This window comes from Paenibacillus sp. MZ04-78.2, assembly GCF_024213375.1.
Classification (GTDB): Bacteria; Bacillota; Bacilli; order Paenibacillales; family NBRC-103111; genus Paenibacillus_G.
On record NZ_JANAVJ010000018.1, the window covers coordinates 72,099 to 87,838 of the forward strand.

Consider the following 15,740-nt stretch of genomic DNA (forward strand, 5'->3'; position numbering starts at 1 on the left):
AGTAAGCTTATGTTAATTTAATGTTTTCGTTAATTAAATTAGCAACAACTTTTGCTTTCGCTGCCCATGTATTAGCTAATGCTTCGCTTGTTATTATTTCTTGATATTCAGGATCATTCCTTAGAATCAATGCCTTGTCAATCTGTTCAACAAACGAATTATGATCATGCCCAATTAAAACAGATTGGTATTTTCTGCATTCAGGAAGATTCGTAGTAACAATAGGATGTCCCATTGCCATATATTCAAATAATTTAATAGGGGAAGTCGCTTCAGTGATCTCATTTATTCTAAACGGGATAGTTGATACAGAAAAACAACTCGAATAAAAGGGCAATACTTTATAATCAATAGGACCAATAATAGTCACATTTTCTAAGCTGCTTAACGAATAATTATCTAACGAGCCATCATAATTCCACCCTATTAATAATATTTCATAATCCGGACGTTCTCTCGCTAATTTCTCCACAAGCTCATAATCAAACCACTTTGCAAGAGCACCGAAATAACCAATGATAGGCTTCCCTTTTTGGATAATCCCATTAATTTCTGGCGGCAACGCCTCATTTGTTAAATCCCTTCTGAAATGATTAAAGTCAACACCGTTAGTTACCATTTGAAAATTTTCAGTTCTATATTGCATTACTTCATTTTGAAGTTTATCAGCAGTTGATACAACAATACATTTTTCATTTTGTAGTACTTTAATATGCCTTTCAATCACATTATTTTTTGAGGTACAAAGATCTTCATGAAGTGCATCCAGATATTCATACAAAATTTTGTAACCTTCATCGAGCTTTTTACTCACAAATTCCGCAGTAATATTACTGTCTTGTGCATATAAATGGAATATTACTGGACCCTTTAGTTTTTTTAATAGCAATTCATACTGATCCGTTAAGTAAAGATTATTGTAACCTTCCACGTTACAAAATCCTTTTACATCATCGTAATGATTAATTGTACAATAAAAATATAGAAAATCATTATCAGATAAATTTATAGCCATGTGCTGAGGTCTTTGAAACAATGGGATGTTCCAATCCAATAAAGGGGGAAATACAATAACCGGTTTATTTTTGTTCTCTTTAATTATCAAACTTAACTTATATTCATATTCTGAAGAATATTTAGTATTAATATATATTTTCTTGAATTTTTTGCCTATTTTTTTAATTGTAGTTTTTAAACCATTATTTTTGAGCGATTTCACTATTTTAAAAATAAAAAAATTATCTCTAATACGATAGTATACTTTGGCTATTTTCCAAAAGTGAGATAAATATATATTATTTAATTCATTCTCTTTTGAAGAAATAACATTGTTCAAAAGTGCATTCTCATATATGTTATGATTCAAATCTTCGGTAGTCTTAATTAGCTTTTTAGAGCTTTCATCTAGATTTCGAGATTGCTCTTCTAGAATATCCTTGTATTTTTCGAGTTCAGCTTCTACATTTAATTTAATTTCCAACTGTTTTTTTAGGTTACTGAATTCTGCACTTATTTTTTCAGCATTTTCTTGAAGTTCTTTAACTGTAAAATCTTTTTGATTTAATTCATCTTTTAAATGTTGCAATTCTAGATCTTGATGTTTTACTTGTTCTGTTAATAAGGTAATATAATTATTTTTTTTGTCTTCTTGGGATTTTATTCCATTATACTTAGCAGTGAAATCAAAATTACTCGTCATATTTTCTGTTTTCTTCTTATAACTCTGCTTAGAATCAATTTTTTCAATAATAGAATCTAAATTCGAGCTATCAGGCACTGCAACATAAGCTGTTAAATAAGCGTTATCTTTTGGCAGTAACTTATTATCTATTAACTCATAAAAAAAATTGTTTACATCCGACGAATAAACAGTCTCGAGATGACTTTTAGTGAATCCCCAACCTAAATATGCTTGTTTTAAAAGCTTAAACCCTGCTTTCTCAAGAAAATATTCATAGTCATCTCTTAGATATTCAGTACCATATATCCAATTACCTTCTCTCATTAGTTTATAACGAAACATCAAATAAGGAACTGAATGAGGATTAGGAACTAAAAATATAAAGTACTTACTAGTTTTTTTTCTAATTGAAATTAACGTCGAAAGAAGTGTTTCGTCATCAAAATGTTCCATCACCCCACTATTCCATAAAACATCATACACTCCACCAAGATCTTCCAGATTGGTTATGTCGCCTTTTAAAAATTCGCCTAGAAAGTTATGAGATTGAAAAAATAGCTTTGATTTTTCTAAAGCTTTTTCGCTAAAATCCAACAACGAGACTTTAAAACCTCTACTATTAAATAAACCAGACAAGTGTCCACTACCAGACCCCAATTCCAACAAAGATTTACTTTCATCAATCCCAATCGCTCGATACAAATTTATAATCTCATCGACTAACATACTTTCATAATGAGAAATCTCTAGTGTATAGTTATTAGCAACAATATCCCAAGTATCAGGAGTTGGCTTGCTGGAAAGTCCAAACGTATTATCCATTTATCTCACACTCTCACATATTTTTATTTCTTGTTTAACTTTTGGCAATACCAATGAATAGATATGTTTTTCTGAAAAAACTTTAACCAATAACGCATTTTCAACAAAATGGTAGTATTTAGGTATTTTTTCACTTCTGTCTTCAACTTGCAATGTTAGTAAGTAATCTCCCTCTGCCAAAATATTCTCAAAACTAAAAACAACCTGAATACTTTCACCTTTATTAAAAGGACCGTATTTCAATCCTTCCTCAATTGTTGTTGAGACAATAACATCAAGACCATTCTTATTTCTAAAACTAAAGCCAAATCCTATATTTTCAGAGACAACATCTTGGGAAACTTTGACGGAAAAACTCACCTGTACATTTTCTCCCCAATTTATTATTTCTGTCTGCTTTCCTAAACCATTCCTCAGGGAAACTCCGATTATTTCCAATTGCTTCGAGCCCCAATTATCACAATTTATAAGCAATTTATCAGATTCATCAATATCTTCTTCAACTATATTGTCTATCGAAATGCTAATTTCATTTATTTCTTCTTGTCCCTCATCGTTTTTATCTCCTTCAAAAAGATGTTTAGTATATCCTTTTGTAACCAACAAAGGGTCGCCCTGTAATTTGACTTCACCTTGATTTAACCAAACAACTTTTTGGCAAAAACTCTTTACTAAATGTACATCATGAGTAACAAAAAGAACAGTCACACCGTCATCAACTAACCGCTTCATGTGATTAATACATTTAGCAGAGAACTTCGCATCTCCAACCGCTAGTGCTTCGTCAACTATCAATATTTCAGGTTCAATACATGCCTGAACAGCAAAAGCAAGTCTAACGAACATGCCACTTGAATATAATTTAACAGGCTGATAAACAAAATCCCCAATATCAGCGAAGGAAAGAATTTGATCAAGCTTTTTTTCTATCTGCTCTTTTGTAAACCCTAAAATCGTGCCATTTAGAAAAATATTTTCAATCCCAGTGTACTCTGGATTAAATCCTGCTCCTAGCTCTAATAAAGCAGATATTCTACCATTTATTCTAACTTCCCCAAAAGTAGGGGTTAGTACACCGGTTATAATTTTAAGCAACGTAGATTTTCCTGATCCATTGCGACCAATTAACCCTAAAGTTTCACCTTTCTTAGCGGTAAAGCTCACATCCTTTAATGCATAAAAATCACGATAGTAACGCTTATGTTTAGATAAATTCAGAGCTTCTTTCAAACGATCAGTAGGTTTGTCGTATAATTTGTATATTTTAGTAACCCCTTCAAGAGTTACTACCGAATCTCCATTTTGGTTTATTCCATCTATCATAACGAACTCCCTCAAAGAATTAATGTTTTCTTCGTTTTTCTCGCTATTACACATGTTTTCAACTTTGACGCACGAAGCACTTGAGGATAATATTTGACGGAAAGTGAACATATGGGATCGACCTGTTGGCGGGAATAGAGGTGGTGGACACCTCGTTTTAAAAGCCGTATGGTCGCATATGGATCTCCACATGTACCCTTGCGGTTAACCCCCGCTACAAGTTCCATCAGTTGCTCGATCTGCCTCCACAGCATGACGTACTGCTCCAATACATGGCTAGCTCATGCTTGGCCGCCGTAGCACCTTCTGTGAGGCCGATGGACTTTCCTGCTTTCCGGTAGAGCAGTTCCGCTCTCTTGGGGCCTACGGCTCGTTTTACGTCGTTCTTCTTCCAAGTAGCCACCACTGTTGTTTCGCCAGCGGCGATGACATCTTGCGGTAGCGGAAAGTTCGTTAGCGTAATGAGCGAGGCCTTACCTTCCCAGTCTTTAAACACTTGCCTATATTCGGGAAAGAAGCGATCCAGCCAATTGTGGATTCTTCCTTTCACGCGATTCAAATCTCCGCATAGACGGTCTCGCTGGTTCATAAGCATACGCAGGTCGGCATAAACGCCTTCTGGCAGCCGCGGCTTTGTATAGCGTCCATCAATGACGAGTTTGGCGACGACTTTCGCATCTTTGATGTCGTTCTTGGTTGGCGAGTTGTCGTCGAGTTCTTTAGTTTTCTTGACGTGATGCGGGTTGACAAGAACAACCTCAATGCCACGCTGCTTTAGGAAATGAAACAGCGGAAACCAGTAATGGCCAGTTGGCTCAACGCCCAGCAGTGCGTCCGTCAGCCCATGCTAGCAGGTTTAACAGGCCATTGTCGTCGTTCTGGAACAAACACCGCTTGCCGAGCTCAATGCCACGGTAATTGAAGGCACGAGCAACATGGTTGTGCTTCGCGTTGTCAATTCCGATGACCAGCGTCGTTTCGGAAATGCTCGAAATTCGTTGATTTTGTTTGTTCGATTGCTTAAACTTCATAGTGAGCGTCCTCCTCTTAATTAGGGCAGTGAATGTGTGGCATTCCAAGACCCAGCATACAGGAGGCGCTTTTTGTTTTGCAAACCGCATTTTAATTCATTACAGGAATAACTCCTTTAAAGTAAGTCCGCAAAATGCGGTCTTAGTTTTTTAAACAAATATGTTCCAATAAATAAAATAATAACATTAACAGACCAAAAATATATTGTTAAAGTTGGGGCTTCCCAAAACCAGTGATGGAATAAAAATGTTTGACGGTAGCCTTCTACAATATAATATAATGGATTAAACTTAAACCAAAAATGATATTCTTTTGGCACAACATCAAAAGACCAAAAAATAGGCGTAAGCCAAAAGCAACATTGTAATAGCATGTTAATTATCTGACCGATATCCTTCAAAAAAACTACTAAACAAGAAGATATCAATGAAATGCCAAAAACAAAAATCAACGTAGAAAATAAATAGTATATTATTTGAATATTATAATAACTAAAACCAAAACCATAGAGAAAAAATAAAACAAAAAGAACAGCAATAAAAAAAAGATGTATAAATAATGATGATACAATTTTAACTGAAGGTAGCATGTTAACTTTAAAAACCACTTTTTTCACTAAATAACTATTATCCACAATTGCATTCGCAGCATTTGTTATAGATTCTGATAAAAAGAACCATGGAACTAATCCAGTCATTAACCAAAGTAAAAAAGGTATATTCCCTATAGGCATTGATTTAAAACCTACTTGAAAAACAAACCAATAAATTAGAATCATCAAGCTTGGGTGCACAAAAGCCCACAAAATCCCAAGATAAGACCCCAAGTACCTTGACCTGAAATCTTGAGTAGCAAATTTAAAAATAAGCTGACGATTTATGATTATTTCTTTTAAAAAATGATACATGGAGAACACAACCTTTCAACAATCTCGGAAATCCGATAAAGTTAGTTAGTCTGAAATTATAATAACAAATAAAAAAGATAAATACTAGAACTAGAAACTTCCGTAAAATCTTTCCTAATCAGTATCATCATTTGATGTTGTATAAACATGACGATTCCACAAATTCTTAAGTGGAAACTTTTAAAATAATATGATAATATTTTGTCGTATTCCAAAGAATTTATAAGGAGAATTCCCAACGATGAATACGAGAAAAAACCAGCGCACATATGCTGCTCTCCTAAACAAAACATCTGAACCCACAGATAAAAGTTCAATTTTATTCTGGATCTTATCAGGAATCGCCTTGATCTTCCTACTTTGGGCTCCATTCCAACGAGGATTGTTCAACGGAAATAACTTCGACTTTGAACGACCAATCTACTCCTCCTTCATTTGGGCCTCGGTCGTTTTAATCCTGCTGTCCATCTATTTGTACTTCCATTGGAGACTAAAAGAAAAGTCGGATCTTGCAATAATTTTAGCTTGGCTGCTACCTGTTACTTATTTCATTTCTACATTCGTAGCTGCTTCAACTAATTATGCCGCAAACTCCGTATATATTCAAATTATTTATGTTGCATTCTTTTCGTTAGCCTATTATCTTACAAAGCAGGATCTTGGCCTCTCAATACTCAAGTACGGTTTTATCAGCACTTCCTACTTTATCGTAATTTTCGGAATGATGAACTGGCTTGGCAATAAAGAAGCCGCTTTTGCGCTGGTAAAGTGGTTCGCTGCCAACATGGAGCCTAATACCTCTTACCTTTATGCGGTGATGTCGGATTCAAACGGTCCTCGTTTGACATCGGTTTTCCAGTATGCTAACTCTTACGCGGCTTTTCTTATTGCAATCTTGCTGGTCGCCATATTCTTAGTTATCACCTCTTCAAAATGGTATTCGATAGGCATCCATGCTTTTATGGTCGTTCCTATTATCATTTCTTTTTTCGTTACATTATCGCGCGGCGCTTTGGTCATTTTGCCTATCGTTTTGTTATTGGTCCTGCCGTTTCTTAAACCGCGTAAGCAAGTCACTTACCTTATTCATTTTGTCTTATCTTTTGGATTATCCGTTGTCATTCTAAATAAACTAACGACAATCGGGGTTACTTTGTTTCACGAATATAAATCCGATCTTTCGCTCTCGGGTTGGACAAACCTATTGGTTATTTCTTTAATTTATGCGGTATTAGCAGTGCTTATCCAAAAGTTCGCTTCTCCCTGGATCGAAAAGTTAACAACTCGATTCGAAGAAAAACGTTTCTCTTTCCTTGCGATTCCTGTTCTTGCCGTCGTTATTGGCGGGATCGGTGCCACATTGTTATTGACCGATTCCGGAGTAACAAAGTTGCTTCCGGAAAACATCCGTACCCGTATTGAAAACATCAATCTTCAACAGCACAGTGTATTAGAGCGCGGTACGTTCTACAAAGATGCCATGAAACTGTTTGAAGACTACCCTGTTTTCGGAGCAGGCGGGGGAGCTTGGCCAGCACTATATGAAAAATACCAGAATAACCCGTATATCAGTCGGCAAGCTCACAACTTTTTTCTGCAATACTTAACGGATGTAGGTATCGTTGGATTTGCTGCATTCCTGATTTTTCTTATTTTTATTTACTACATTTACATCCGTAACTTTATTAAGCAAGACGAGCATACTCGAAACAAACGTTTTATTTTCTTTATTGTATCGATCTCCATACTTGTTCATAGCAGTTTGGACTTTGACTTGAGCTATGTTTATTTGGGAATTCTTTTATTCTTAAGCTTTGGCATTATGATATCGAATGATACGATGACGTTAAGCAACCAATGGAAGGAAGTTCTGAATACAAGAAAGTGGGCTTATCCCTCGGTTATGCTTCTTCTTTCTTTGTTCCTTTTCTTTACTTCCGTAAGATTGCTTAGCGCCGATGGTCAATTCAATCAATCCAGAGCTACTGCTGCCAGTGGAAACAACAATTTAAACGACATATTGGCGCCGCTAGATAATGCGCTGTCTCAGCATCCGAACCATCCGGATTACACTCTTCAAAAAGCATCGATTCTTTTTCAGGTCTATAATCAAACTAAAGATGATAAGTACTATACGGAAGCTACAGCTTTACTAGACCAGGCATTGCAAAAAGAGCCTCATAATTATCAATTGGTGGAAAGAAAGATTTTTAGTTTAATTCAAAAGAATCAAACCGCAGAAGCATTACGATTCGCAAACGAAAAACTAAATAGTTTCCCGTGGAAGGTTTTTCTTTATGAGGTTCTCATTTCTTTAAATACCGACATGGGCCATGCAACTCGTGAGTCCAATAACGTTCAAGAACGGGATAAATATTGGAATCAGGCACTTGAAATTTATGACCGATTTGAAACTCGTAAAAAGGAGCTTGCCCTATTACCAAAAGAACAAGGTCAAGGCCAAGACTTCTCGGAAACGGGAAAAATGGGGTTAGCTTTAGGTCAGATTCAGTTCATACGTGGTAAATATGATGCCGCAGAAGCAATGTTCCGGATCGGTATCGGCGGGCCACTGGAGGATCAGGCAACCAAACAAAACATTCGCTGGTACCTGGCTTCGCTGCAAAAACAAGGCAAAACAGACCAAGCCCTTTTTGATAAGCTAGTCGCTCAAGATCCGAACGAGCGTCAAGAAATCGAATCTCTAGTAAACGGTAAGTTTTAAAAAAATTTCATATCAAAAATGGTAGCTAAATTTACACTACAATTTGCTACCATTTTTTTGTCTATAATGCTAAAATAGATTCTAGGCCTTAAAGATGATTTTTATTCTAAAAAGGTATTGATTCGTCGATTCTACTCAGGGAGGGAGGTGAAATGTGAAATGAGTCAAATAGAGAAAAAAAATGTTTACAATCATGAAAGGAGCAAGACCCTAGTGAAATCAACTGTAATGAAAAAAACATCCCAAGCATTGGCTGCACTGATGATCATCTCGATGCTGCTGCCTGTTCTTGCGTTTGCTGGCATTAATTTTGGTACTGTAAGTTATGATAAGTACACCAAATCTGTATCTGGTTCCGTGTATACAGATGCTTATGATTCAAACACAAGCGTATCTTTAAGTGTATACTCGGATGCCGACCTCAAAGACCTGCTTATCACGACTTCCGACGTAACCTACAGGACGATTGATAAGGTTACATACTTTGACTTTAACATAAGACTGACAAATCCTACTGTTCCGGATAGCGTCTATGTTGTAACCTACTACGGTAACGACCGTAAACTAACTTACTTACAGAACAGCGGCAGCCAATCTTCTACTTATTATAGCAGCGGCGGTGGTGGCGGTGGTGGCGGCGGCGGTGGTTCTATCTCCAACAACGGTGTTATCGAAGTTTCTGGAGATTCCGTAGATGCCTTCGCCTTGCAAAGAGCTTTCGAGTACTCCAAAGAAATTAAAATCAAAACCAAAAGTGAAAAGCTGGCTATCCCGGCTGACGCACTGGCAGAAGCGTTGAAAAAAAGCAAAGTTTCTGTAACAATCATCAACGACAATGGCACCATTACTCTTCCGCTGGCGGCTTTGAAACTGGAAGCACTCGCGAAAGAATTGGGTGCTGAACTGAAGGATACGAAAATCAACGTAACGATTGCTAAAGTTGCTAGCGCTACTGCAGAAGACGTAACGAAAGCAGTTCAAGCTGTAGGCGGTAGCCCAGTTCAGAACGCTGTTGACTTCAACGTAACCGCTTCTGGCAACAGCAAATCTGTCAATGTTGATTTCGGAAGCACTTATGTTTCCCGTACGTTGAATGTAAACAAAAACCTGGATGCTAAAAAAGCAACTGGCGTTCTTTACAACGAGACGACGAAAAAGCTGAGCTTTGTTCCTTCTACGTTTGAATCGAAAGACGGTCAAACCGTTGCTACGTTGAAACGTAACGGCAGCAGCATCTACACGGTAATCGAAGCAAACAAATCGTTTGAAGATCTCGCTTCCCACTGGTCCAAAGCAGACGTTGAGCTGCTTGCTAACAAATTGGTGGTTGAAGGCGTATCCGACAAACAATTCCAGCCGGACCGCAACATTACTCGTGCAGAGTTCGCAGCATTGGTTGTTCGTTCCCTGGGCCTGAACTCCGTATCGGCTAATACGTCTTTCACTGACATTAACTCTTCCGCTTGGTATGCTGGCGTAGTAGCAGCAGCTTCCAAAGCAGGTATTATCAATGGCTATGAAGACAGTACGTTCCGTCCGGATGCACAAATCACTCGTGAAGAATTGGCTGCTATGATCATCCGTTCCCTGACTTATGCAGGCGTAGCTTCCAACGTTTCCGAGTCGAACCAAACTCAACTGCTTGCGAAATTCAAAGACTCTTCCAAAATTGTTTGGGCTAAGAAAGAAATTGCTGCTGCCGTGAATGCTGGCATCATCAATGGTCTGACTGACGACACCATCGGTTCTGCTGAGAAAGCAACTCGTTCGCAAGCAGCTACGATGCTGAAACGTTACCTCAAACTGGCTGACTTCATTAACTAATTATAAGATTTATTAAAAAGAACCCCGGAGCTACTTGCTTCGGGGTTCTTTTTGTTTGGTTCTTATATACAGCTACGTTTTGTTGGAGTTTGGAAACCACTCCACAGGACTTACTCCCTACCGGATGCTTTTCGTATGGCTGCGTAGAACTGCTGCCATCCTGGCGTCATGTGTTGAAGATGGGGGCTTGCGCCAAAGTCGAGCTCCAAAGGAATTGCCGTCTTGTTTTTGGCGGCCGAACGCGAACGGGGACGTCCAGCTCCTTCTTCCCCGGAGGCCGGTCCACGAACCGTCTTGGCCGGACGGCCTTTTGGCTTGACCGATGAAGCACTCCCGCTCGGCTGCGGGCCCTCTGCTCCGGCTATTGACGCGGCTTTGGGCGGTCGTCCGCGGCGCTTGACAGACGGTGTTGTTGCGATAGCAGACGCAGAAGCTTGAGTCGAAGTCTCCGCTTGTCCGCTCTTAGCACCGCTGGCTGCCGGAACCTCCGGACTGGCAGCGTCCTTGCTGTTGTTCTTATCCGGTATATCCCGCTGATGGCGGCGCTCCTTCGCCTTCATACGTTCTCTTTTTCGTTTGGCCATGCCTTTATACCTCCTGTCTGCCGATCCACTCCCGGCGAAGAGCGAACAAGTCGCGCAGCTCACCGGTGGACATCTCGGTCACCCAGTTTTCGCCGGCGCCTACAATTTGCCGGTTAAGTCCCTGCTTTCGTTCAATCATCTCGTCGATCCGTTCCTCAAGTGTTCCCAGCGTAACGAATTTATGCACTTGCACATCGCGGGTTTGCCCGATACGGAATGCTCTGTCCGTCGCTTGATTTTCCACAGCCGGATTCCACCAGCGGTCGAAATGGAACACGCGGTTGGCCGCCGTCAAGTTCAAACCGGTCCCTCCCGCCTTCAGAGACAAGATGAACACCCCGATCCGGTCTTTCGCCGGAACGTCGGGGGCCTGAAACGAAGCGATCATCGCATCGCGCTGCTTTTTCGGGACGCCTCCATGCAGGAAAAATACCCGGTCGCCCATTTCCTGTTCAACAGTAGCCTTAAGCATGTGCCCCATTTCAACAAATTGCGTAAAAATCAAACATTGATCCCCTTCCTCCCGCGCTTCTTGAAGCATTTCCAGAAGGCGCGTAACCTTGGCTGAGGCTGAGCGGTTCTCTTGTGAAGAAGAGTCCCTCTCTTTAAGAAACAACGCCGGATGATCGCAAATTTGTTTCAGCTTGGTCAATGTAGCCAGAATAAGCCCTTTCTTCTCCATGCCGGTAAGCGTGTCCAGACGCTGCATCAGATCTTCGACGACATTCTCATACAGCGCGGCCTGCCCCGCCGTAAGCGATACGTACGCTTTGCTCTCATACTTGTCCGGTAGATCCAACTGAATCGCAGGGTCTTTCTTGACACGCCGGAGCAAAAAGGGACGTATCAGCTTCTGCACGCGGCCGATGAGCGTCTCATCGCCATTTTTTTCGATAGGCTGCACGTAACGATGCTGAAACTCTGAAAGACTGCCCAAATAGCCGGGATTCATAAAATCAAAAATGGACCACAGCTCCGTCAGCCGGTTCTCGATCGGCGTTCCGGTCAACGCAATGCGATGGCGTGCATTCAGACGGCGAATTGCCGCGGATTGCTTGGTATACACGTTCTTGATATTTTGCGCTTCGTCAAGGCAGATAGCATTCCAAGTGATGGTGGACAGCTCCGCTTCATCCATCTGCGCCAGATTGTAGGATGTGACGACCAGGTCGAAGTCCCGGATTGCTTCGGGGAACGCCTCCCCCTTAGGCCGCTGCGGCCCATAGTGCAAATAGACGCGAAGCGTTGGAGCGAAACGCTCCAATTCCTTTTGCCAGTTGCCGAGCACCGAGGTCGGACATATCAGAAGGGTCGGGGCGGGCCGGGTAGCGGCGGCTTCGCTTTCTTCCGTTACACGAAGCAGATAGGCAATAAATTGGATCGTTTTACCAAGCCCCATGTCATCCGCCAAGCACGCTCCTAAGCCGAATTTGCGCATAAACAATAACCAGGATACGCCGTCCTGCTGGTACTTTCTTAGTTCCGCCTGGAGAAGAGGAGACGGAGCAACGATCGGAATCCGATCGGTATGCTGCATTCGTTCGACCAGCTTGGCCATATGGTTGTTGAGCTCGACCTCGATCCGAAGCTTCGGTTCCGCCTCTTCGTCAGAATTCGGCGTCGCGCCTTCTTCACTTGGCGCCTCCGCTTGATCGGACTGTCCAAGCAAATGCATTTCCAATATTTCTTGAAACGACAGCCCGCTTTTATTGAATCGCTTCATGGCTTTCTGCACCTGAACGACAAATTCCGGGTCCAATCGTATCCAACGGCCGTGAATGTGCATCAGCCGTTTTTTCTCAGCAGCGAGACGGATAAATTCGTCCTCCGAGAGATCAAGACCGCCAACGGCCACCTTCCAGTCAAAACGAACAAGCTGGCTTGCCCCAAAGAACGATTCCGCAGTTGAACCTACGGACGATTTGAGCTTCACCTTCAGCTTCGGCTTATGCTGCATTAATGCTTCCCACCATACCGGGAGGAGCACGGAGTATCCTGCGTTCAGCAGAAGCAGGCTGTCTCTCTCCAGAAAGTCCCATGCCTCCGTTTCGCTTAGTACCGGCTTCAGATCAATCGAATTCGAATCCTGCGAAGCTTTTAACGAAGGCAATAGCTGCAAACATCTGCGGAGGTCTGACGGCACGCGCCGGGAAGCATGCTCTGCCCAAGCCTCGGGAAGCCGGTCCGTACAAACGTTCCCCTCAGACCATTCCACAGGCAGGATCGCAGCCGAATTATCCTTATCTTGCAGCAGCGCCTCTAATTTCCAGGCTGCACTGTCCTCGTCTCCGTCCATGAACGGTTCGTTGAGCCGAAAGCACGTACGAAACGGAATATCGTCCTTTTGCCAGCCGACCGAAACAAGCCAATCCTCTTCTTCAAGCGATATCGCCGATTCCATCGGTATCGAACCGTACGCATGCGCGAGCAATACCGGTTGCTCCGCACAAAGGTCGTCCCATGCGGCATCTACTGCTTCATCGCTATGGCTCAACTCCTCCATGATCCGATCGAACCATAATCGAATATCAATCTGGGCCGCTTTCAATTCCTGCTCCAAGCGCTCCCCATTCTGTGCCAGTCCTTCCGGAAGCATCAGCTTCCAGCCTCGTCTCCCTTCCTGCCAAGCCTCCGCATCCGGCCGATACCATCCTTTATCCAACACTTCCCGAAAAAACTCGGCTGTCTGCCGAAGAAGATTCAGCGATTCGGACCATTCGACGGGAAGATGCAGCGAAGTACCGGGCGAAGCGAAGTAATCCAATGCGTCGACGGGCGAAAGCACCAGCGAACGTCCTTCCTGAGAGTCGTCGTCCTGCTTCAGTAAAATACCGTGCATGCTGCGCAGATGCCATGCAAAAAGCCGCATTCGAAGCTCATGAAGCGTCAGCACCCGGCCGCTCACGGACAAGGCCCAAACGGTTATGCTGCCGTCTGCATTTTGCCTGCCGTCTCCCTTAACCGTATGAAAATCAATCATGCGCCATCCCCTCCGCTCCGCAGTTTTGCAAGCTCTTCCTGAAACGCCCTGAGCCTGGAATATTTCGCAGTCGTATGTTCCAAATACCGTTCCCACCGATCCGTTTGCTTCAAATTCTTGTACATTTGCTTAAGCTTTTTCATCATGCGAACGGCGGCTTTATATGCATTTCGGTTCTTCTCGGCAATACACCGCTCCACGCTGTAGTGATACCACGGCAGCAGAAAATCCTTGCGCTTACTCTCGACGGGCTTCAACTCGGCCGCGCGGAAATCGGTAGGCATAAACCCGGCCGCCATATGTAGATCTACCCACTCCTGCAGCAAGTTCCGGTTTAGCAGCGTCTGAGCATAGTAAGAGAAGCTGCCCGGCATCAGCTCGAAAACCGCTTTTTTCCATCGGTCCTCCAACTGGACATGCTGCTTCACTTGATCCCATAGCTGGAAATACGTCCCGATGCCGTAATAGCGGGAAGCTTTCATCGCAGAAATTAAAAATTCCAACCAGGAAATGGTGCGCTCCCATTGTCCGTTTGCAATAAACGAGTTTAGGAAAGGCAGCATGACTTCCAAGACATGACGTTGAATCCGCCCCGTTTTATTCATGGCCGCCTGATCGTTCCCGACCCGAAGATCAAACATAATCAATGCGGAGAAGATTTGATCGGCCTGCCCAGGCGTAAACACCTCGTTGCGCGCGGCACGGTTTAACCTGGCTTTTTCCCGGTCCATCCGCTCCTCGTCCCACAGCAAGTTCCACCAAATCGTGGAATAGACAAGACCCCAAGGCATAGAACTTCTGCCCTGCTGAAATGCATGGGCCGCCAAGTACGCCGCAGTTTCGTCAAGAAGCGTACGGTGCTGTATGAGATCACCCTGATCGATGCCTCGAACAAGCTCTCCCACATGGCGGTAGATCTCATCGCCGTAGGCATGAAGCTCATCGATAGATCCCGAATTGTAAAAGTTATACCTGAACTGATATAAAGAAGAAAGGACCCGGTCCCCCGCTGTCATAGCAAATAACTGAATGTGCAGCGCGTATAAGCTGCGCAAAGTCGGCTTCCAGCCATTGGCATGAGGCAGCAGCTTTCTTGAAATTTCCGCATGCAGCCCTTGGATCGATTGGATGCGATCCAAGGGGATCTGGCTTTCAAAATATCGGTGCCAAGACTCCACGCCCGAATTCGGTTGAGGGACGGGGGCAAGCGGCGATTTTTTAGGACCGGCGGCGTTCGTCCCGCTGCTGCGAATCTGCGTGGCGCTCAATGAGCCGGTTTTCCCGGAAAACGCAGCCTTCTGTGCCGCGTCTCTCCAAGCGTTCCCCCCCGGTTTTAGCAGCTTATAGGGCTCCAGCCCCAATCGCTCGCACAATTCAAATAACCCCGCCGATAGATGCGCGCAGTAGTTTTTTCCGCAATCGCATTGACTTTCTTTGAGAGACGCTGGAACAATATCTGCAAAATAAACCTCACCGTCGGGATCGGCAACCGATGCATAGTACATTCCGTTAGCTTCGTCTTCCTCCAGATCAATAACGCTATCATTGCTATAGTAGCGCCAGCCACGTTCCAGAATCGGATACGAAAAGTAACGGTAAACTTCCTTCACAAGCGAATTCATTGACAATTGGAGCATTTTCCGGCCTCCGAAGTTGTGGATTACTTTTAGTAATAGCTCTATTAATATATCACATACGTAGCCGGAAAAAGTAGCTGGCAGCAAGCCGATGAGGGTGGAATTGGCAGCTCTTATCCTCACGTCGGAAAAATTAATTATAGACGGACTAGGGCGTGTCTGAAAACTATCTATTGCTTCAAAGAAGAAACCGTAGCATAATTTTACAGGGACGAGATCACGAGG

At 42.7% G+C, this 15,740-nt stretch carries 8 protein-coding genes and 1 pseudogene; 2 read left to right on the forward strand and 7 right to left on the reverse strand.

The genetic code is table 11. The features are described from left to right. Nucleotides 1-7 precede the first annotated feature (7 nt). The 4 genes and pseudogenes from NLX71_RS14895 to NLX71_RS14920 all read right to left on the reverse strand — a co-directional run bounded on the left by NLX71_RS14895 (nt 8) and on the right by NLX71_RS14920 (nt 5,765). A complete protein-coding gene (locus tag NLX71_RS14895) occupies nt 8-2,503 on the reverse strand; it encodes a methyltransferase domain-containing protein (protein ID WP_254364483.1) in 2,496 nt (831 codons plus the stop codon). Then, nucleotides 2,504-3,826 carry an ABC transporter ATP-binding protein gene (locus NLX71_RS14900; protein ID WP_254364484.1) on the reverse strand — a complete coding sequence of 441 codons (1,323 nt, stop codon included), beginning with the start codon at nt 3,824-3,826 and terminating at the stop codon, nt 2,504-2,506. Between the two features lie 212 nt (nt 3,827-4,038). Further along, nucleotides 4,039-4,857, reverse strand: a pseudogene (locus NLX71_RS27310) (IS110 family transposase); the annotation flags it as partial. Between the two features lie 116 nt (nt 4,858-4,973). Beyond that, a complete protein-coding gene (locus tag NLX71_RS14920) occupies nt 4,974-5,765 on the reverse strand; it encodes an ABC transporter permease (protein WP_254364487.1) in 792 nt (263 codons plus the stop codon). Nucleotides 5,766-6,006: 241 nt separating this feature from the next. Here NLX71_RS14920 and NLX71_RS14925 point away from each other — a divergent pair, with 241 nt between their 5' ends. Both NLX71_RS14925 and NLX71_RS14930 read left to right on the forward strand, forming a co-directional pair. After that, nucleotides 6,007-8,490, forward strand: a complete 2,484-nt coding sequence (locus NLX71_RS14925; protein ID WP_254364488.1) for an O-antigen ligase family protein — start codon at nt 6,007-6,009, stop codon at nt 8,488-8,490. 159 nt (nt 8,491-8,649) lie between these two features. Continuing rightward, complete coding sequence (locus NLX71_RS14930) at nt 8,650-10,314, forward strand: S-layer homology domain-containing protein (protein ID WP_254364489.1); 1,665 nt, start codon at nt 8,650-8,652, stop codon at nt 10,312-10,314. A 110-nt stretch (nt 10,315-10,424) separates the two neighbouring features. Here the strand turns inward: NLX71_RS14930 and NLX71_RS14935 are convergent, their stop codons facing one another. Genes NLX71_RS14935 through NLX71_RS14945 form a run of 3 tightly spaced genes read right to left on the reverse strand, consistent with a single transcriptional unit; the run spans nt 10,425 to nt 15,515 of the window. Further along, nucleotides 10,425-10,898 (reverse strand): hypothetical protein, encoded by a 474-nt coding sequence (locus tag NLX71_RS14935; protein WP_254364491.1) that lies wholly within the window; start codon nt 10,896-10,898, stop codon nt 10,425-10,427. Between the two features lie 4 nt (nt 10,899-10,902). Next, nucleotides 10,903-13,878, reverse strand: coding sequence for a DEAD/DEAH box helicase (locus tag NLX71_RS14940; RefSeq protein WP_254364492.1), 2,976 nt, complete (start codon nt 13,876-13,878; stop codon nt 10,903-10,905). Continuing rightward, nucleotides 13,875-15,515 carry a hypothetical protein gene (locus NLX71_RS14945; protein ID WP_254364493.1) on the reverse strand — a complete coding sequence of 547 codons (1,641 nt, stop codon included), beginning with the start codon at nt 15,513-15,515 and terminating at the stop codon, nt 13,875-13,877. Before NLX71_RS14945 ends, NLX71_RS14940 begins: the two co-directional genes overlap by 4 nt. Nucleotides 15,516-15,740 lie beyond the last annotated feature (225 nt).